The following is a 21,552-nucleotide window of genomic DNA, read 5'->3' as shown; positions in this document are numbered from 1 at the left end:
CTTGTTGAATGTGAAGAAATAGCATCGCTATGCTTCTATTAAAACCCTAAATCTGCTTTAGCTGCTTCGGCAACTCGCAAAATTTCTGGAGTCGAGATTTCTTCCCAAGGCACTTCGCCGATCTCGCGATAGAAAGTCTCATCATAGGGGCGAGTTTGGACGACAACAGGCATTGGTACGGCATGACCTAATACTAACGCTTGTTGCTTGGAATCTAATTTTGACAAAATTGTTCGCAAATTACCACTACCAGCTACACCCGTAAAAATTGCATCAATATCTTTCTCATCATTGAGCAAAGCCGTAATTCTGGTTCCAATCTGCGACATTACTTCGTTATCAATTCCTGAAGGACGCTGATCGACGATGAGCAAAGTTACAAAATATTTCCGCATCTCACGGGCGATCGTCCCAAAAATTGTTTGTCTAGCTGTATTCGGAGCTAGAAAGCGATGGGCTTCTTCGATGGTGATGGTTAGCTGTTGTGGGCGATCGCTAATATTTTTCGTCTGCAAAAACTTCTCAGCTTGCTGCACATAGGAATGATGAATCCGTCGCGTAATGATATTTGTCGCCAACATATAAGAGAGCAGATTAGATTGCGAACCGAACTCGATCACGATATGTTTACCCGCAGCGATCGCATCGAGAATCCGCTTAATATAATTTTCGGGGCAAGTCTGACGTAAATACTTAAGATCGTCAAGGCGAGTGAGTTTCCTCTGTAACGCCATGATTGAGGACTTACTCCCCATTTTCTGCTCACAAAATTCTTGAATTTCCGAATTAGTCATCGCTAATAGTCGCGAAATCCAAGTCTTACCAAACTCATTCCGTAAAATAATCGCATTCTCTAAACTCGCTTCCGACAGATTTAACTCATCGCGAATTAGCATCAAGTCTTCCACATCAATTTGGTCATAGCTAATGTAAAGCTCCTGAGCATCACGCACCCCGCGCCGCCTTGTCGAGTCAGGATCGAGCGTATAAATCTGTACCTGTGCGGGAAATAGCTGTCGTAAACCCTTAACCGTACTAAATCTTTTACCTTCAGTCGCTGCTTCCCAGCCATATTCCGAGTGCATATCAAAAATCAGATTCACTGCGGCTTGCTTACGAATGATGCCTGATAGCAATAGACGGGTTAAGAATGATTTACCAGTACCAGATTTTCCAAATACGCCGTTACTACGCTCCACAAAGCGATCGAGATCGAGACAAATCGGTACAGGCATATCAATGGGTTGCCCGATCGCAAAATTTCTCTTATGTGGATCATCCTCCCATCCAAACACAATCCGAAAATCGCGCTCCGTGGCATCAAATACTTGCGAGAAATGGCTGGGGATTGTTTTTACTGGCAGGAGTTGAAAATCACTGATTTCTTCTACAGTTTCATAAACTGGTGATTTTTTGCGCTTTGTCTTTTTAACGCGATCGCTACTTGCCCTTTGCGTTAGCAGATCAAAAGGATTAGACGGTACAAACATTAACATTGGCGTTAAGTTAATTGTGCCAAAGGTTCCTGTTCCTGCCAAAATCTCAGTTAAGAAAGTGTTCTCAGGATCAGGCGGATTCATGAGAATGCGCGGACTAGCAGTACCAAGGGTGACATCGGTGAGAATGCAGAAAAAGCGCGTATGCCGACCATGTACTACCAAAAACTTACCGACACGCATATCTTCGACTGAAATTTCACCATTCAGTCTTACTTCCAAACCGTCGCTTAAGGAACCCTGAACAACAATGCCTAATGGTTGCAAATCCATGCTAAACCTACGTTAAGCGTCATACTTTTGCATAGCATAGCAAAATAGAGGCAAAAGCTAAGCTTTTGCCTCTATTTTAAAGAAATAAATATTGCTGATTTTCGGCAGTACTTATTTTTTAGATTTAGTAACGACCGCCGCTAGACTTACCGTAGCCGCCACGACCGCCGCCGCCGCCTCTGTTACCACCGCCAAACGAGTCATTATTCTCGCGAGGTTTAGCCTTATTAACTTTGAGGACGCGACCCATCCACTCAGCACCGTCCAATGCTGTGATTGCAGCATCTTCTTCGGTGTCTTGGCTCATTTCAACGAAAGCAAAGCCGCGAGCGCGACCAGTTTCACGATCAGTAGGGAAATGAACACGAGTGACCTTGCCGTAGTCTTCAAACACTGGCTTTAAATGGTCTTGAGTAACTTCATAGGATAAGTTACCAACGTAAATAGACATTATGCTTTCTCCAAGAATTCAATGAGTATGTAGAGTTAGAGATGTCGGAGAGAAGCTTGTCACGATGAAACAGAAAAAAACTGCCAGTACAGAAAACAATTGCTACAACCGATGAATACTTTTACCTTACGGAAATTAGTCTAACCCATATGGATTAAGTTTGGGGATATTGTTACATTTTATTTCTTTTTTCAGCACCTTATCCTGATAACCACAATGGTTTGCCTCTTCGACTTAAGGATTTGTTGCCTAAATTTACAGAAATTGCTGTGTATAGCTCATCAGTACTTTACAGGCTATCTCTAACCTTCACTGAGAATATACGCATTTACTCAGCAATTCTCATTATGAACGAAGGCTAGTCAAACCGTTGATATAGGGATATTGTAAATAACATGATGATTGATTTAGGGGAAGAGCTTTGAAAGCACAAGGCTCATTCGACAGAATTGTAGAAATTTTCCGACAACAACTAGAATCATTGCCAGACAAGCGGACAGGCAAAAATAGTCGCTATGGCATGGAAGATGCAGCCATGAGTGCATTCAGTGTATTTTTCACTCAAAGTCCATCATTCTTGTCTTACCAGCGGACAATGGAGCAGACAAAAGGGCGAAGCAACGCCCAAAGTTTATTTGGGGTGCATAAAATACCAACGGATAACCATATCCGAGACTTGCTAGACCCAGTGCAACCTAAAGAAATGTTTCCAGTGTTCGAGACAATCTTGGAGACGATAGAGCAAAAGGGGAAACTGCAAAGATTTCGAGGATTCGCCAACAATCTATTAATGGCGCTAGATGGGACAGAGTACTTTAGTTCAAAACAAATACACTGTCACCATTGTTCGAGTAGGAAAATGAAATCAGGAGAAATTCATTATTTTCATAGCGTAGTTACGCCAGTTATCGTCAGTCCACATCAATCGCAAGTGATTCCCCTAGTACCAGAATTTATTGTGCCGCAGGATGGAAATGACAAGCAAGACTGTGAGAATACAGCCGCCAAAAGATGGTTGTTACAAACATGGCAGTAAGTACAGTGCATTCAAGGTAACTGTTTTGGGTGATGACCTTTATTCTCGCCAACCCCTCTGCCAAATGCTATTAGAGCAACAGTTCAACTTCATCTTAGTCTGCCGCCCCGAATCTCACCCCACTATCTATGAGCATATAGAAGGGATTGCTTTGCCAACGGTGGTTGTCAATAAGTGGACAGGGAAAGTTCAAGAGACCTATACCTACCAATATGTCAATGGGCTACCTATCAAAGATGGTGACGATGCTTTGCTGGTTAACTGGTGTGAACTAACTGTGACTAGACCTGATGGCAAGGTAGTTTACAAAAACTCTTTTGCCACCAATCACCTGATTACTGAGCAAACAGTGGTGGAAATCGTGCTGGCTGGTCGTACTCGTTGGAAAGTGGAAAATGAGAATAACAATACTCTCAAAACTAAGGGCTACAACCTAGAACACAACTTTGGACATGGCAAGGAGCATCTTGCTTCATTCCTAGCCACCCTCAATATTTTGTCCCTACTATTTCACACGTTATTGGAATTGGTCGATGACAAGTACCAGTTATTGCGCTCTCATTTGCCAACCCGCAAAACCTTTTTTAACGATTTACGCGCCTTGACTCGATATCTTGTTTTTGATAGTTGGGATCATCTTTTGACTTTTATGATTCAAGGTTTGGAGTTAGATCTCCCTCCCAACAGTAGTTAATTTTTCATAATGAGAATTGCTGGCATTTACTTTTTGTTACTCTTTTCTTGGTCAAGAAGTGGTAATGCAAGACGAAGCCCCGCACTACCACTTCTTGACCTTAAAACTTGCATTGCCAGATTATCACTAAAAATTTATAGGCATAATTGCCGAAGAAATACTCTTTTAATTCTTCTTTTTTGAATTATTATTTAAAGATTTAGAATCGATGCTTATATTAGGCTATAAGCTATCGCGCATTGATGTAGTACGGCTCGCTAGTAAATAGTCTCAAAATCGTTATGAAAAAAGACTTCATCGGATTTAGCGCTGTTGCGATCGCCTGTGGCTGGCTTTCCGTTGCGCCTATGCAAGCACAGATAACTGGCGATAAGACATTACCTATTAATACAGTCGTCAATACCCAAGGCACAACCTTCACGATTACAGGCGGCACACAGATTGGTGGCAACCAATTTCATAGTTTTCAGCAATTTTCCGTTCCGACAGGCAGTACTGCCTATTTCAACAACAGTAACGACATTAGCAATATTATTAGCCGCGTTACAGGTAACTCCATTTCCAATATTGATGGATTAATTAAAGCTAATGGACAGGCAAATTTATTTTTAATCAATCCCAATGGCATTATTTTCGGTAAAAATGCCCAGTTACAAATTGGCGGTTCCTTTACAGCAAGTACAGCTAATAGCTTCAAGTTTCCTGATGGCACAGAATTTAGTGCTACTAATCCCCAAGCACCTCCATTGCTAATGGTTACTACACCTCTGGGGTTGCAATATGGGAAGAATCATAGTGCAATGATTATCAATGATGGCAATCTAAATTCTAATAAAGATTTAACTCTATCATCAGGCAATGTTGTTAGTAATGGAACTCTCTTTGCACAGGGTAATTTGCTTGTCGAGTCTGTTACTGGAGATGTAGAGGTTAAAGATGCGATCGCTAATACTGCTACCTTTAGTGCTAATCGCAATCTGACCTTAAATAGCAGTCAAATTGCTACAGTCGGCAACTTGAACCTACTCGCCAAAGACTCATTGATCGCTAGAGATAGCATTGATCGCCCATTCATCGCATCGGCTGGAGAGAAACTTACAGTCCAAGGCGATCGCTTAGTTGATCTTTTTATCTTAAACAATCCCAATAGTGGTTTGTTCTCAGGTCAAGACATGGTATTTCGTTCCGCTAATACCATCATCGGTGATGCCCATTACTACGCCAATGGCAACTTCCGTGTTGAAAAATTAGATGGTTCTATCGGCAATATCGAAAGCCCGATTGATCCCATAATTCGCTCTTTAGGTGATGTAACTTTTGCGACTTATGTAGGAAGATCGCTACATATCATTGCAGGAGGTAAAGTTACAATAGAGGTAGTCCAAATTTCTGGTGCTGATACTACTAACAACTCAATCAATAATGACAGAGTAATTCTATCTAATAGTAATTCTGTAGATATTAATGGTAGTTTACAGCCAACCCTCGACATTAGAGCAGGAGTTAATCCAGCAGATATTGGAACCGCAGGTGTAACTCCAAATCAGTCTCCAGTAGTTACGATTGGGACAGACTCAAACTTATTTACTAACTTTTCTAATCAATTAAAGAGTTCTCCCGCTGCATCTCCTGTAGCATTTACATTCAATACAGCAAGAAATAGATGTACTGGGGGATCTGCTAGTTGCTTTATTAATAGCGCTATAACAGCATTAGCGGCTATTCCCAATACATCATTATTATCGCCAACTGAAAGTGGAATTAAAATTGGGAAAATTAATATTCAAACACCTGATGGGTTAGTGCTATTAACCAACAACTACAAGCCAAACAATACTCTTACAGGAAACAGTGATATTGAGATTACAGGTTTAGGTTCATCTCTGCTTCCAATAGCTGGTATCAGCTTAGTACCTACAGGTCTAGCGGCAATCACAGGCAATGCAGGCTCTGTATTTATTGATGCACGCGGTAACATCATAATGGCAGATAAGACAGCTATTCTGACATCATCTTCACCTACAGGGATTAACACAAATGCTGGGAAAATTACACTGATTGCAAATAACCAAATAAATTTGGGTCAAAATGTGCAAATTAAAGCAGATGGAACTAATTTGGGAGGTCAAATAAGTCTTCTTAGCAATGGGGCTATTTCTGCACAAGGTTTACAAATGTCTAGCGCTAGTCAATCTTCGACAAGTAGTGGAAATAGTGGAGATATTAACATCAAAGCTAGTTCACTTAATTTGACTAACTCCAGCACATTTGCTTCTCAAATTGTTACCAGTACTAAAGGCAATGCCAATGCAGGTAATATTACTCTGAACATATCAGGTGATATTAGTTTAAATGGCTCATTAAGTAGTTCTACAACAGAAATTCGGAGTCAAGTACTTACATCTACAGCTAAAGGCAATAGTGGAAATATCACTATTAATGGTGCAGATTCCACCAAAGCAGCAAATTCTCTGTCTATTACAAATGGTGCTCAAATCACAGCGAATACCGAAGGGATCGGTAATGCTGGAGAGATTAAGATTTTTGCAAAACTTGTTAGCATTGATGGTGTTAGCGCCTTTGATAGTAATAAGTCTAGTTCAATCAATAGCCAAATTCTTAAATTTGCAACAGGTAGCGGTAGTAGAATCTTCATCGATACCGATAGTCTCTCTTTGAATAATAAGGCACAAATTAGTACAACATTAGATTGGGGTTCTCTTAAAATTAGCAAAGGCGGCAATATTGTTATCAATAGCAAAATACTTTCTCTTACCAAAGAATCTACAATCAACTCAAGCACCTCTAGTCCCATTTATGCAGGAAATGCTGGTGATATTAAGATCACCACCAATCAAGCTAGCTTCGATAGCAGTTTTGTTTCTTCATCTGTCAACACAAATGCAATTGGTAATGCTGGCATTCTAGACATTACAGCTAGAGATATATCGATTACTAATGGAGCACAGCTTAGTTCAGCAACAGCGGGAAAAGGTAATGGAGGGATAATTACCATTACTTCTGACACATTAAAGATCGATGGTAGTGGAACTTTTTTAGGAAAAAATAGTGCTAGTGGCATCTTTGGCTCTGTTAAAGCTGGTGCGGATAAAGACAGTAATGGCGGAAATATTAATGTCATCGTTTCCAAAAGTATATCGCTTAGTAATGGCGCAAGGATATCTGCATCAACAGATGTCAATACGCAGGGCAAAAGTGGTTCAATTTTGATCGATCCTGAAGTCGTAACTTTGACTAATGGATCGAGAATTTCAGTCAGTAGTTTAGGGTTTGGTGATGGTGGCGTAATTGATTTGACAGCAGGACAGTTATCCCTTAGCAATAGTTCCATTATTGCAGAAACTGCTAATGGAAGAGGAGGCAATATTACTCTACGAGTTCGCGATCTATTCTGGCTCAGAAACTCTAGTCTTGTCAGTGCTACGGCTGGCAATAATGGTGATGGTGGCAATATCAATCTCAACGCAAGTTTTATTCTAGCTTTTGCCACAGAGAATAATGACATTATTGCTAATGCCTTTAAAGGGAGAGGCGGAAATATTCAAATTACAACTCAAGGAATATTTGGAATAGAATATCGTCCTCAACTCACTCCTTTGAGTGATATTACTGCAAGCTCACAGTTTGGGGTAAATGGTACTGTTACGATCAATACACCAGGGGTTGATCCTAGCAAAGGACTTGGTAAATTGCCTGTAGATGTCACCGACTCTAGTAAGTTACTAGCACAACGTTGTGTTGCTGATAACGCAGATAGCAAATTTTTTATAACAGGTCGTGGTGGCTTGCCACCTAGCCCATCAGATGCAGTTTATAGAACCACGCAAATTTTAGCTAACGTTGGCTCAGTAATTAGCAATAATGAAACTGCACAAAGTTCTCCAGTTATTCAAAATTCTCAACTTACTTCATCAACACAAAGTTATCCTGATCGGATTGTTGAAATACAGGGATGGGTCGTTGATCAATCAGGCAAAGTTTCTTTGATATCAGAATTGCCATCATTAAGTCCTAACTGGATTTGGTCGAATCAGCCTAAATGTATTGCGGGATATTAGTTGGAAAAACAGCGTTTTTCAATCAAGCAAGTTACAGAGGTTTATTTACCCGTCAAAGACGGGTAAATAAACCGTACTTCACTAGAGACTGGGAAATGCTATATCTAAATCGCAAAAATATTTCTTTTCAGACTGTCCTAAAATACAATTTACAAGCAGTCTAAACAGATAAAAACTAACTTTTATGTAACTTTTTTATAACCATTAAAATAACCTTTAACATAACCTACTACTAACTTTTATCTATCTTTTAGATAACTTGTGAGGATTGTATAAATTCATGTTTTCACAGAGAATCCTACTCAATAGAATTGATGCTTAAGTTTATAGTTAATCTCAAAAACTTTAGACATAGAATCGAATCACAAAGTTCTAAATCATCTAAATAGTTTTAGTTACTTCTTGTAATTCCTCTCTTGATTCTTGTCTTTTAATTTTGATAATCGCTAGTTATTAAATAATGAGGAATTGAGGCAATGGGAATGAAACAGTTAGCTAATTATTTGTCAGGTTTGACTTATGGAATTGGGCTTTTAGGTGTTTCTACGCTGAGTACTGTAGTGACTATGCCATCAACAGCCCAAGCCGCTGATATAACTTTTAAGATTACTTGGAGTGGTAGTTACTTTTTTAATACTGCTTCTGCGGAAGGAGAATTTATTATTGACTCAGCCGCATTGCCAAATCCAGGCAATAAGCCATCTAGCTTTTCTGTTCCTAACATTTCCATTAACAATCCAACTGATCCAGCTTTCAATGCTAAATCCCCAATCACTTCTTTAATTAAGTCATTAACCCTTACTGTTACTGGCTCAGGATTAGGTGATGGGACTTACACATTAGCTGATTATCCTAATGGTGGCGTAATTTGGAATACCAATGGTGCAAATTTGGACTTCTCTAAGGAGTTAATTGGTCAAAGTACACAGGGATTGCCTTGGGGTACTATTGTTTCAACTCCTCCAGGGACTGCTTATTCAACTTCTTACAAAAATCCAGCAAACTATGGTGGAGACTTCAATATCTTTGATCCTCCAGGTTGTGTACCTACAGGTGTTGAGACTTTTGTATTAGCAACATGTAGTGCAAAAGCAAGTGATACTAAATTGATGCGGATGACATCATTCAGAGCAGTACCTGTTCCAGGGGCAGTTTTCGGTATTGTTGTGGCTGGAGGATTGTTAACAGCTTCTCTGAAGAGAAAGAAGAAATTAGCTTCACCAGAATCAACTGAAGCCTAGAATAAGAATTGAATAACAAAAGCAAGAGAGTCAGCAAAGCGCTGACTCTCTTGCTTTTGTTATGGGATAGTAGTTGATAAATTTTCTGATGACTTTATTGCTTTCTTAGGAAGCTTATACTAATGTACGGGTGATTTATACAATGAATTGCCTTTATGTCAGGATATCTAGACTCTTATGAAAATTAAAATCATTAATTTATTCAAACTGTTAAATTATTTACTCATTACAAGATATAGAAAAATAGTTAGCAAAAACTTGGAACAGCAGATAAGAATATGTTTCAAGTCAATAGTAAAAATATTCGCAACAACTCAAAAAAATCGTATCCAGCCCTCTAAAAGCATAATTCTTTTCTTTATATTTACGATCGCTTTATGTCTACAACCAGCGATCGCAAATTCCCTAAATCCACCTCAAAAGCCTATTAGCACTAATGCAAGTGGCAATATTGCTAATACAAATTTATTTGATCGTGGTAAAGCGCTCTATACCACTGGTAAATTTCGCGAAGCTATCCAAGTTTGGGAACAGGCTGTGCAATTCTACCAGCAAAAAAATGATGATCTAGCTTTAGCGACAACTTTGAGTAGCTTGTCCTTGGCATATCAAGGGCTAGGTCAATGGCAGTTGGCTGAAAGCTCTGTAAATCGTGCCTTACAAGTTGCTCAATCTATTACCCCACAAACGGAAGCAAGTCAGAAAGAGATTGCTAGAGCCTTAGATGCTAAGGGTAGTTTTTGGCTAGCAGTGGGCAACCCTGAAAATGCAATAGATGTTTGGCGAGAAGCCGCAATTTTACATATCAAATTTGGTGATGTTGCCAATCAAATTCGGAATACACTGAATCAAGAACAAGCTCTGAAGATCCAAGGATTTTATCGGCGATCGCTTCAGATGCTTGAGGATTTATTACCAACTTTACAAACACAGCCCGACTCATTACTGAAGGCGATCTCACTCAGTCATTATGGGGAAATGCTATCCATGACTGGTAGTAATAGTCTGGCTAGGCAAACACTAGAACAAAGTTTACAGATACTCCAGCGTCTTCCTAATACTGCCGACATTGAGCGTAGTGAGCAGGAAAGTATTGTTTTAATCAACCTTGGTAATTTGGACAGGGCTGACGATAACGCCTCATCAGCAATTGATTTTTACAATCGTTCCATTGAAGTTGCTATACAGCCAACCACGAAATTACAAGGTAAACTCAATCTCCTTAGTCTACAAATAGAATCCTCTAAACTCGAATCTGCTTTAGAATTACGTTCTCAAATTAATCCTATAGTTGCGAATTTGCCAGCTAGTTATAGTGGAATTAGGGCACGAATTAATTATGCAGAAAGCATTCTAAAATTGACGAAATTAGCCACTCCAACAGATCAGTTGGCTCTACGGAACGATGCTGCCCAAGTTCTTGCCGAAGCTGTCAAACAAGCTCAATCCATTAATTCTCAGTCCTTACTTGCTTACTCCCTAGGTAGTTTGGGCAATGTTTATGAGCAGTCTCAGCAATTAACTGATGCAATCGATCTCACGCAACAGGCGATCGCTATTGCTCAAAGCATTAATGCTCCAGATATTAGTTATCGTTGGCAATGGCAACTGGGGCGGCTACTCAAAGCAAAAGGCGATCGTAAATCTGCGATCGCTTCTTACACCGAAGCAATTAGAAACTTAAGGCAATTACGCAGTGATTTGGCATTTATCAATTCCAATGTGCAATTTTCTTTTCGCGAGAGTGTAGAGCCAGTTTATCGACAGCTTGTTAGCCTGCTATTACAACCTGATGACGCGAATCAACAAACTAATGATGATAAGCAGAAAAATCTGATCAAGGCACAGGCTGCGATCGAATCTCTGCAACTAGCTGAGTTAGTTAACTTTTTTCGTTCCGATTGCCTAAACGCGGCTCAGGTTGATATCAATCAACTTGATCGTACTGCTGCGGTTATCTACCCAATTTTGCTAGAAGATCGGCTGGAAGTAATTATTAGCTTACCGCAGCAACCACTTAGTCACTATGCTACTGTCATCACTCCTCAAAAGATAGACAGCATCGTTACTAACCTAAGGAATGACCTGCGGGATACCTCATCGCAGGATTATCTAGAACATGCTCAAATGCTATATGATTTGTTGATTCGACCAACTGAAAAAGCACTAGAACAATCTCAAGTTAAAACTATTGTATTTGTTCTGGATGGTTCATTACGAAATGTGCCAATGGCAGTACTCAATGATGGGAAACAGTTTCTAGTTGAGAAATATAGTATTGCTTTGACTCCAGGGCTACAGCTAGTTGACCCAAAACCGATCGCTAGACAAAAAATTGCAGCCCTGACGGGCGGACTCACCGAAGCTAAGCAAGGTTTTTCTGCGTTACCGAGTGTGAATAAAGAGCTTCAAGAAGTCAAAAATCAAATTCCCTCTAGTACTGTTTTAATTGATGCCAACTTTACCAAGAAAAATCTGGAAAAGGCTCTAGTGGAATATCCCGCGCCTATCATCCATTTAGCAACCCATGGGAATTTTAGCTCACAAGCGGAAAATACTTTCTTACTTACCTATGACGGCAAACTCAATATTGAGACCTTAACTCAATTACTACTAGCTAAAAATCGCTTTAATACAGAACCTGTAGAACTGTTAATCCTGAGTGCCTGCCAAACTGCCGTTGGCGATAAAAGAGCCGCTTTGGGTATGGCAGGCATGGCAGTTAGGGCAGGCGCAAGAAGCACGATCGCTTCTCTATGGTCAGTCGATGATGAAGCAACTTCTCTATTTATGATTTCCCTTTATAAAAGCCTATCTACTGCTCAGACAACCAAGTCTGAGTCTTTAAGAGAAGCCCAACTGAGCCTATTGAAAGACAACAAACATACTCATCCCTATTTTTGGGCACCTTTTGTATTACTCGGCAATTGGTTATAAAAATAAGATGCAAAACCCAAAGAGCTGTGGCGCACGCTGCGCGTGCGCCACAGCTCTTTACTCTGATCTTTAATTATTTCCAGCGACTTATTACACTTTGTACTTTCTTAAAAACAGATAAATTTTAAAAAAGCTTGCTTTGCAAGCTTTTTTAAAATTCAAGAAATACTTAGCCAATCAGTCATAGATATGGTACAAATCACTCTAAAAAATAAGCCCCTAAGATCACATTAATCACAATGCAAACCATAATTCCTCGTAATAGCTTTTACCTGTGCTTTCTAAAGCTGATTGCATATCAAATTGGTTTGTTGTGTATCAATAGCTGGCTTTTATCATCGGCGATCGCCCAAAATCAAATTCCTAATATTTCTCCAAATCAGCTCCTTAATAAACCCCAAATTTTCACACCATCAAAATCTCCATCTCTACCTGAAAATCCACAACAGCTTCCATCTCCTAATGATTTGCTGAAGCCATCTAATCAACCAAGTAGCAATCCTAAGGATCAAATCAATGTAGCTGGCAAGATCGTTGTACAACGATTTGATGTGGTGGGAAGTACAGTTTTTAGCGATGAAGAATTAGCACAAATTGTTCAATCCTATACTAAGCGTCCAATTACTTTTGCTGAACTCTTACAAGCTCGTTCCGCAATTTCTGATTTTTATATTAATAAGGGTTACATTACCTCAGGAGCTTTTATTCCACCACAGGATCTCAATGGAGGGGTGGTCAAAATCCAAATAGTTGAAGGGAGTCTTCAAGAAATAAGAATATCTGGACAGGAAAGACTTAGCCCAGACTATGTGCGATCGCGTTTAAATATAGCGACAGGCAAACCACTCAATCGCGATCGACTAATTGAAGCCTTACAGGTTTTACAAATTAATCCACTTATTGCCAGTTTATCCGCAGAGCTAGCAGCAGGCGATCGCCCTGGTCAAAACATTTTAGACATTAAACTAACAGAAGCAAAATCATCAAATTTACAATTAAGTCTCGATAATAACCGTGCGCCTAGTGTGGGAACTTTCCGCCGAAGATTGCAATTTAGCGAAAACAACTTAACAGGTTTAGGCGATAGTCTTACGGTTGGATATAGCAATACCGATGGTTCCAATGCCTATGATTTAAACTATACTCTGCCAATCAATCCTTATAACGGTACTGTCTCTCTCTCCTTTAGCAATAGTAATAGCAACGTCATTGAACAACCCTTTAACGTGCTTGATATCTATTCCAATTCCACAGCATATGATCTAACCTATCGCCAACCGATTTTCCAAACCCCCAATCAAGAATTTAGTCTTGGTGTCACAACTTCCTACCGCGAAAGTTTATCCAGCATTTTGAAAATTCCATTTCCACTCTCCGCAGGTGCTGATAACAATGGAGTCACGAAGTTGACCGCTCTACGTTTCTTTCAGGAATATACACAGCGTAGTAGCCAATCAGTCTTTGCCATGCGATCACAAGTTAGTCTAGGCATTGGTGCATTAGGTGCAACAATCAATAGCCAATCACCTGACAGCAGATTTCTATCATGGCGAGGTCAGGCTCAATATGTGAATTTATTAGCTCCTGACACCCTATTACTATTGCGTGGCGATCTGCAACTAGCCGATCGCGCATTACTACCTTTAGAACAAATTGGCTTAGGAGGACAAGATAGCTTGCGTGGCTATCGTCAAGATATTCTCTTTGGTGACAATGGCACAAATCTATCCGTAGAATTCAGAGTACCTGTGGTGCGTGTGCCTGAAATTGAAGGTTTGTTGCAACTAACTCCATTTATTGACGCAGGTCTAGCATGGACTAGCTCAGGGGAAGCAAATCCATCGCAAAATTACTTAGTTGGTTCAGGCTTGGGATTGCGCTGGACTATTGGCAATCGTCTAACTACGAGATTGGATTATGGATTTCCACTTGTCCCAGTGCAAAATAGCCGCAAAACACTACAAGAGAGCGGCTTATATTTTTCGCTTATCTATAATCTCTTCTAAATATAGGATTATATCTATACTTTACAACTCGCCGCGAAAGGCGCGATGGAGGATGGTCTGAAATAGGTGTTCTGCTTGCCGCAGGGCTTCTCGTTGTTGGGCGCGGATTCTGTCGCTTTTTTGAACGATCGCCGCAAATTTTTCTTGTAGGAGAAGGGGTGGAATAATAGTTTTAAAAGCTTTTATATCTTGTACGTTTACATGAGGCGAAGCAGTACCCCCAACCAAATTAACTGCCTGTTGATAAACGCTGTCAGAATTGAGAATAAACCAAATAAATTCAGAAGTTGCAAGTTTTGCATTTACTCTAAATAACATCATTCTTTGTCCTAAACATACTGAATGATTAGGCGGAATTCTTGCTGCATTGCCAAATCTCGCACCCTCGCGACAATAAACTACATCATGAGGTTGTGGTATAAGTCTTTCTATTCTTACTTGGTATTCTTTAAGGTCAACATATTTAGTTTCAGTCCAGTCAAAAATGCCGTTTTGTATATCAGCACTTCTTACACATGCATAAGGAGTTTTTCCATCTGAATAAGTTGGGGTTGAATGTGGGCAATCTACTATTTGCATACATAATTCTTCAATTTTTCCTGTTTTCCAGCCTTTGGGATTAGTCAGTGGATCGCCAAACATTTCTAGGAAGACCGATCGCAAATAGGTATCACTAAGCTCAAGGGCATAACGGCGAGTGCGGCGCAATCTATCCGCTTTTGCACAGATTGCAGCTATTCGTTTTTGTTCAGCGATCGGTGGGACATTAATTCTTTGTTCTTGCAGAACATTGGATGATAAATGTTTGACAGTTACAAAAGGAGTATCAGCTTCAATTTGTTTTAGTAGAAGAGATAGTCTATATCTGAGAAAAGTATTATCTGCGATTTCAGCTTTAGCAGCTATTTTACAGACTCTCTGATTTAAAAGCGCTTTACCACTTTTCCAAGTATTAATATTAAATTCTCCATCCATCCCAATTAAAATGTCGCCATTTTTTACTAAATACTCATCTGAATATTCTCCTAGATAATAAGTTTTTGAAGTACCACCCTGCACATCTCTGATCCGAATAATAGGCAAGCCTATTCCATCTGAGTTAAATTGTTCAGATTTAAAAGCATATCCATTTGTGATAGTTGCAATATCTGCAATTCTAAGTTCTTTCAAATTATCAACTCCTTTTAAATTCTCAGCATCTTTCTTTAGCCCTTTCATAAGCCAAATCATGCTCAGCAAAACTAATCACCTGTACCCGTTTCGGCGTAGGCGACTCATACACCCGATAAACCAAACGAAAGCAAACACCGTTATAGTCAATCTCCAAGGCACGATAATGCCTCAACTCACCCCGCAAATCATGGCTAGATAATTCATTTGTTTTATAGGGATCGATTGACAGTGTTAGCTGAAAATCTGCAATGTCGTCCCGTAAAGCTTGGGGCAACAGAGGTAAATCCTCCACACCAACCAAAGGATGAAATGAAACCCTATACTTTTGCTTTTTTGTAACCACGCTGTATCAACCTTTCATTTAAAGCTTCTTCATCGATCTCATCATCCTCATGGACAACCGTGATCCACATAGACTCGTCATCCTCATCCGCTAAACGAGCGATCGCTTTAGCCTCCGCCGACTGGGGCGCAAGCTCCGCACCCAACGCTTGATAAACCTGCCATTTCTGCTCTTTGGGCAAAGTTTGAATCAGCGCCAGCAAACTCGCAAAGGACACTTGAGCATTGATAGACAACAAAGCCGACTCATGAGACTGATCAGGCGCTTGCTCAATCACTTGCTCAATAACAAGAGCATCAACTTGTTCAGTTTGTTCAGCACTAACAGGCTTTTCAGTTACTTGCATAGATTTAACTCTCCAATAATTGCTCTAACTCTCGCACCTCAGCCGCTATAAAAGATTCTAGCTTGAGCATCCGTCCCGTCGTGATCTCTGGCAACTCATAAAACACCTCATCCTGCTCCACCACTCGATAGCGACTAGCAGACAGATCGTACTTGTTTGACTTCACCAAAGCCCGATCCACCCAAAACTGACGATTGAGGCGATTGATTTCATTTTGCAAAGGCGCAATTTTTTCGCTCAGTTCCTTGAGATTCTGTTCCGCCGACTCTAGGGCAAGCCTTGGGCTATCGTCATCTTCAGGGGCGATCGCCTCCTCAAACTTGAGACGATGAATATCTCGCTCCAATTCCAAGCGCTGAGATTTTAAAGGCTTGAGCAACTCCTTAATTTCTAACTTGCGGCGCTCCCGTTGGGCGTTAAAGTCATCATCAAAGCGCCGTTTCCAGCATTCCAAAATATCAGGAATATCATTCTCAGACACCGCCTGACGCTTATCATCCAACGAAAAGCCATCGTGATCCATGTCATAAAACCAAATGCGATCGCTAGTTGCCCCTCGCGTAAACATCAACACCGCCGTTGACACTCCTGCGTAGGGTTTGAACACACCCGAAGGCATCGACACCACCCCATCCAAACGGTTTTCTTCTAATAACTTTTTACGAATATCCTGATGTTGCTTGCTAGAGCCAAACATCACCCCATCAGGCACAATCACGGCACAACGTCCACCCATCTCTAGCGATCGCAGGATTTGATACAAAAACAGCAATTCTGTTTTCTTGCATTTATCAGGCAATGCAGGATTAACATCCGAATCCATCTTGCCCGTAAAAGGCGGATTCATCAGTACCACATCCAGAAATTTCTCAGCTTCAAAATTCTTCGATAGCGTATCCATCAAAAAGAAACGCGGATGTTCAATCCCATGCAGCATCAGGTTCATCGACCCAATCCGCAACATCGTCATCCCCGCATCATTATCATAGGCAGTCAGCGCCTCAGTCTTGAGAAACTTACGCTCTGCCTCGGACAGCAAATCACCAATAGGATGTTTATTCCCCTCCGCATCATACAAACCCTCTGGATTCGTATGCTTTTCGAGAATGTACTCATAGGCATTCACCAAAAAGCCACAGGTTCCCGCCGCCAAATCGCCAATGCGTTCTGTCGGTTGCGGGTCAATCATCTCCACCATCATGCGGATAATGTGGCGCGGTGTCCGAAATTGTCCATTGCGTCCCGCCGAACTCAACTTATTGAGCAAATACTCGTACAAATCGCCCTGTACATCTTGATTCTGCTCAGCAATATTCATCTTGTCGATGATCTTGCAAACCTCAATGAGTGTTGCCGCTTTGCTGATTTTAAACTCAGCATTTTGCATATACAGCACAAAGGAACTCAAGGGTTGCTCGTTGTCCGAACCTTCAAGAGTCTTAGAATCGGCGGCTTCAGTATCTTTATCTTTGTCTTTTGGATTGCCTAGCGATCGCAACCAAGGAAAAACTTCATCGCGAACGTGTTTGAGGATGGCTGCTCCTTCAAAATTCCGCCAATGTGACCAGCGCAACTCTTTGGGAATTTTCGGCTCAAAAGGTTTGTTACGCAGCTTTGCCTGTTTCTCGCGTTTGTTTTCCTCGTCATCAAGGCGTTTCAAAAATAGCAAATAGGAAAACTGCTCAATCGAGTCAGTCGGCAATGACAACCCCGCCGACCAAAGCCGATCCCAAATATCATCAACCTGCGATTTCAGCTCTGAATTAGTCAGCACTTGCTACCTCAGTGTTATTACCTACTAAAGCACTGAAATGGTTACTACAATGCGCCTCAATTTTACGTACTATTTGTACAGATATTTCTAACGCACTACCAAAATAGTCTGAATCAAATCCTAAAAAATCTTGATTAGTAATAGTTAGATTCAATCTGCTGTTTTTATTAATATTTTCAACTGACTTTTTATAGTCAGCAGTCATTTTCCAACCTGCATGAATACCAGCATTGCGTCTACTACACATTTCACAGTAATATAGCCACTCTTCTGCAAGAAAATTCTCATCAACTTGAAGATAACTTCTTATTTTCTTTGCATAGTCATATTGGCTTCCATAAAGCATGTCTCTTACATGATTACTAACTTTATTTGTTACTTTGATCGCAAGTGTTTCCTCAGAATTCAACCCTAAAAGCTTCATCATATCTTCTAGAGATTCCTTATCCTTTAAGTCCTTGAACTTGATTTTTTCTAAGGGTAACTCTAATTCTGGCAACCTTTCTGGATATGCATTGAGGATCAACAATACTAAGGTTGAGATAAAATCTTCAAGCTCTGCAATTAACCCTATAAATAATTGATGTCTAATATAAGTACAGACTTTGTTTTCTTCTAAATTGAGTCCCCAGTTGTTAGATGCTAGCGTAGCAAATTCATCAGAAATCCCTATACTAGCCATTTCTAAATAGCCGTAGTCTATTATCTCTTGCTCCCCTTTCACATAATACATTTTGTCCTGATAGTCGAACGGAGGCACATCGTTTTTAATCTTCTCCGCCCCTCTTTCAATAAATATGTCGCAAAGTTCAAGAGCATCCAAACTAGCTAACTTCCTTTTGGCTAATTTCTGAATATCACCTACTAGTGATTCACGCTTGGGCTGTAATTGCTGTTCAAGTAATTTCATAATAATGGAATATAAATTGTCTATGCTGCAAACTGCTCAGTAAAATAAATCAACTCATTTACCTCATCCTCAGTAAACCATCGCTCCACCGCATCCTCACCAAAACGATCTAGTGGCTCATCATACAAGTCAGCAACCTCTAGCCTTCGTTTTTGCAAGAAAACACTTTGGACAGCGCGTAAAAATCGTATTTGATTAGCATTGTACTGATGTTGGGTGATAAATTGCTCAAAATTACGCTCCACGATGTCCTTATAGTCTGGCAACGCCTCAAACTCTAACAACTCCCGTAAAAACGCCAGCAAACTCGTCACCTTCAAATTAAACGCCTTGCGAATATTCGACTCAGACAACTGGATATTACTACCACCCAACTCGCGCCGCAAAGTTCGCTCTAGCGCCACCAGTTGCAAATCCGTCACCGTCTCACCATTACGCAAAGCCGCGATCGCAGGATGTGTCTCAAAAATTTCCATCACCTTACGCTCGACCCTCTCGCGATATTCCTGCACATACACCTGCTCACCACCCTCACCCAGCGAAATATAGCCATTCACCGCAATCCGATCAGCCAAATCAATCTCGATAAAGGATGAAGGCTTTTCACGGCGGTTTTTCATTTGGTGAGCTAAATCGACAATCACCTGCGTTAGTTCTTGGGGTGTTGCAGTTCGTAGATTTTCTGACAAGCAAATATCTACAGAAGGTTTCACCCTGCGATCGTCCATCACAAAAGGCGGCAATCGGCTCACATCCTCAGCGATCGATACCAGCGAGTCATCACGCACCGCATTAGTCAAAACCTCATACTTCAGACGCTCTACCTTATTCGTAAAAGTCGCCGCCGCCACATCCACACCCGCTACAAACCGCAACAAAGGCGCGACCTTGGTACGCAAAAAATCTAGCTTATCCTTGGTGATGTAGCGCCAAAAAGTATCTGTCCATGCTTGCTCAACTTCGTAATAAACCTGCTGCACACTATAGGCATCAAGGGGAATTTGCCCGATTTGCTGACGTAAATCGCTAATAGTTTGTTGGCGATCGCTAGAGTCTTGCCCCTTCAGATAAAGCTCTAACAACTTGAGGCGCGTGTTAAAGATTTTGACCGTCACAGGCAAATTTTGCGTAGAAACTTCATCACTGGGATTTTTATTGAAGTCATTTTCCCAAAAGTCAATAATCAAAAACTCTTCCTTACGACCATCAGGCAACCAATCGAATACCCTACAAGCCTCATGGTTACGAGTCCCCCGCCCAATCATCTGTTCCATCTTGATCCAAGACTGTACGGGCTTCATAAACACTAAATTCATCACTTCAGGCACATCGATCCCTGTATCCAGCAGATCCACCGAAATCGCAATGCGTGGCATATCCTCCTTTTTAAACCGCTTAATCAGTTCATCGGTGCGCTCCATTTCCGACACAATCACCTGCACCATGCTCGGAAATTGGGGATACATCTCCTCAAACACCCTTGCCAACCGAAAAGCATGATCTTTCGTCAGTCCAAACACAATCGTTTTGGCAGGATAAAGCCCCGACTTATCCTTATGACACACCTCCATAAATTCTGCCCATTGCTTACGCAGAGTGTCCCGATTGCTAACTTTACGCTCTAAGTCCGTCCCTTCATAATCAATATCATCAGGATCGCGTCCTTGCTCAATCAAGGCATTACGATCTTCCTCACTCAACTCTGCTCCACGAATCCCCTTCCGTTGAAAACCTGTTTGTGCCTGATACAAACTGAAATCAACCAAACTCCCCTCGGCAATCGCCTGACTGCGCGGATAGCTAAATGTCGGCACATCCTCAAAACAATGAAATAGCTTGAGCGTATTGCGGTCAATAAAATTAGCAGGTGTTGCCGTCAGTCCAATAATCCGCCCATCAAAATATTCCACCACCTCGCGAAACTGGTTATAAATCGAGCGATGGCATTCATCAAAGGCAAGCAAATCAAAAAAGGCAGGTGTAAATTGTTTGTAACACTTGATTAATGTGTGTAAAGTACCAACATACAAACGTTTGCTGTAGTCAATGTTGTAAGTGCGAATGCGATCGCAAGGTTCATTTGGCAAATAAACCTTGAAATTATCATCTAAGGCTTGCCGAACCAACTCAACACGATCGGCAACAAATAAAATCGTCCGAGCCTGATTTGCCCTAGAGAATAAATCCACCAACGACATCATCGTGCGGGTTTTCCCTGTTCCCGTCGCCATCACCATCAAAGCACGGCGATGTCCCTCATCAAATCGTTCGCTTACCCTTTGTACTGCCTCTTGCTGATAGAGTCGCCCTGCGATCGCCACATTTTTCTGGACTTGCTGCAAGGGAACCTTATGCTGGCGCAAATACAGTAAATTTTGCAAATCTCTTAACGAAAAAAATCCCGCCACCTGTCGCTTATTCTCGCGATCGACATCCCAGAAAAAAGTGCGATCGCCGTTAGTCATAAATGCAAAGGGCTGAAAGCTCTGATGCTTAGAAATTTCTGTAACATAGTGGCGCACCTGCTGCTCAGCGACTTCAGGCGATCGGCTCTGTCGCTTTGCCTCAACTACCGCAATCACTTCCCCATTAGGCAAATACAAACAATAATCCGTCACCCCATTCCAAGGCTCCGCATCATAACCATCCACAGGAATCTCAAAACCAACTTGATTTTTATCTTCTAAGTTCCACCCTGCAACCTTTAACTTGGGATTAATTAAATTTTTTCGAGTTGTTTGTTCGTTCAAAAACATAGATGAGCTTAATATTAGGTTGCTTATTCTAAAGAGA

General features: G+C 41.0%; 12 protein-coding genes and 1 pseudogene. 5 read left to right on the top strand and 8 right to left on the bottom strand.

Annotation, left to right across the window (positions count from 1 at the left end):
• Positions 1-38 precede the first annotated feature (38 nt).
• Together HC246_RS18310 and HC246_RS18305 are read right to left on the bottom strand one after the other, a co-directional pair.
• The gene (locus tag HC246_RS18310) at positions 39-1,769 is read right to left on the bottom strand and encodes a helicase HerA domain-containing protein (protein ID WP_169364888.1); all 1,731 of its coding nucleotides are present in this window, start codon (positions 1,767-1,769) and stop codon (positions 39-41) included.
• A 124-nt stretch (positions 1,770-1,893) separates the two neighbouring features.
• On the bottom strand, positions 1,894-2,220 hold the full coding sequence (locus tag HC246_RS18305) for an RNA recognition motif domain-containing protein (RefSeq protein ID WP_169364887.1): 327 nt from the start codon (positions 2,218-2,220) through the stop codon (positions 1,894-1,896).
• A gap of 448 nt (positions 2,221-2,668) precedes the next feature.
• On the opposite strand from HC246_RS18305, the pseudogene HC246_RS18300 reads away from it, so the two are divergent.
• From HC246_RS18300 to HC246_RS18280, 5 genes and pseudogenes are all read left to right on the top strand, one after another.
• Positions 2,669-3,950: pseudogene (locus HC246_RS18300) on the top strand (ISNCY family transposase).
• A gap of 281 nt (positions 3,951-4,231) precedes the next feature.
• On the top strand, positions 4,232-8,029 hold the full coding sequence (locus HC246_RS18295) for a two-partner secretion domain-containing protein (protein ID WP_169364886.1): 3,798 nt from the start codon (positions 4,232-4,234) through the stop codon (positions 8,027-8,029).
• A gap of 476 nt (positions 8,030-8,505) precedes the next feature.
• A complete protein-coding gene (locus HC246_RS18290) occupies positions 8,506-9,270 on the top strand; it encodes a hypothetical protein (RefSeq protein WP_169364885.1) in 765 nt (254 codons plus the stop codon).
• Between the two features lie 258 nt (positions 9,271-9,528).
• Positions 9,529-12,207 carry a CHAT domain-containing protein gene (locus HC246_RS18285; RefSeq protein WP_169364884.1) on the top strand — a complete coding sequence of 893 codons (2,679 nt, stop codon included), beginning with the start codon at positions 9,529-9,531 and terminating at the stop codon, positions 12,205-12,207.
• A 239-nt stretch (positions 12,208-12,446) separates the two neighbouring features.
• A complete protein-coding gene (locus tag HC246_RS18280) occupies positions 12,447-14,213 on the top strand; it encodes a ShlB/FhaC/HecB family hemolysin secretion/activation protein (RefSeq protein WP_169364883.1) in 1,767 nt (588 codons plus the stop codon).
• Positions 14,214-14,234: 21 nt separating this feature from the next.
• On the opposite strand, the gene HC246_RS18275 is transcribed toward HC246_RS18280, so the two are convergent.
• The 6 genes from HC246_RS18275 to HC246_RS18250 are packed head-to-tail and all read right to left on the bottom strand — an operon-like array spanning position 14,235 to position 21,515.
• Positions 14,235-15,431: a restriction endonuclease subunit S gene (locus tag HC246_RS18275; RefSeq protein WP_169364882.1), complete on the bottom strand. Its 1,197-nt coding sequence runs from the start codon at positions 15,429-15,431 to the stop codon at positions 14,235-14,237.
• A complete protein-coding gene (locus HC246_RS18270) occupies positions 15,406-15,678 on the bottom strand; it encodes a hypothetical protein (RefSeq protein WP_318655979.1) in 273 nt (90 codons plus the stop codon). The genes HC246_RS18275 and HC246_RS18270 overlap by 26 nt, the downstream gene beginning before the upstream one ends.
• A gap of 25 nt (positions 15,679-15,703) precedes the next feature.
• A complete protein-coding gene (locus HC246_RS18265) occupies positions 15,704-16,075 on the bottom strand; it encodes a hypothetical protein (protein ID WP_169364880.1) in 372 nt (123 codons plus the stop codon).
• Between the two features lie 4 nt (positions 16,076-16,079).
• On the bottom strand, positions 16,080-17,849 hold the full coding sequence (locus HC246_RS18260; protein WP_169364879.1) for a type I restriction-modification system subunit M: 1,770 nt from the start codon (positions 17,847-17,849) through the stop codon (positions 16,080-16,082).
• Positions 17,839-18,759, bottom strand: a complete 921-nt coding sequence (locus HC246_RS18255; RefSeq protein ID WP_169364878.1) for a hypothetical protein — start codon at positions 18,757-18,759, stop codon at positions 17,839-17,841. Before HC246_RS18255 ends, HC246_RS18260 begins: the two co-directional genes overlap by 11 nt.
• A 20-nt stretch (positions 18,760-18,779) precedes the next feature.
• Positions 18,780-21,515 (bottom strand): type I restriction endonuclease subunit R, encoded by a 2,736-nt coding sequence (locus tag HC246_RS18250; protein ID WP_169364877.1) that lies wholly within the window; start codon positions 21,513-21,515, stop codon positions 18,780-18,782.
• Between the last annotated feature and the right edge of the window lie 37 nt (positions 21,516-21,552).

Origin of the sequence: Pseudanabaena yagii GIHE-NHR1, assembly GCF_012863495.1 — a bacterium.
GTDB lineage: Bacteria > Cyanobacteriota > Cyanobacteriia > Pseudanabaenales > Pseudanabaenaceae > Pseudanabaena > Pseudanabaena yagii.
This window is presented reverse-complemented; position numbering and strand designations above follow the sequence as displayed.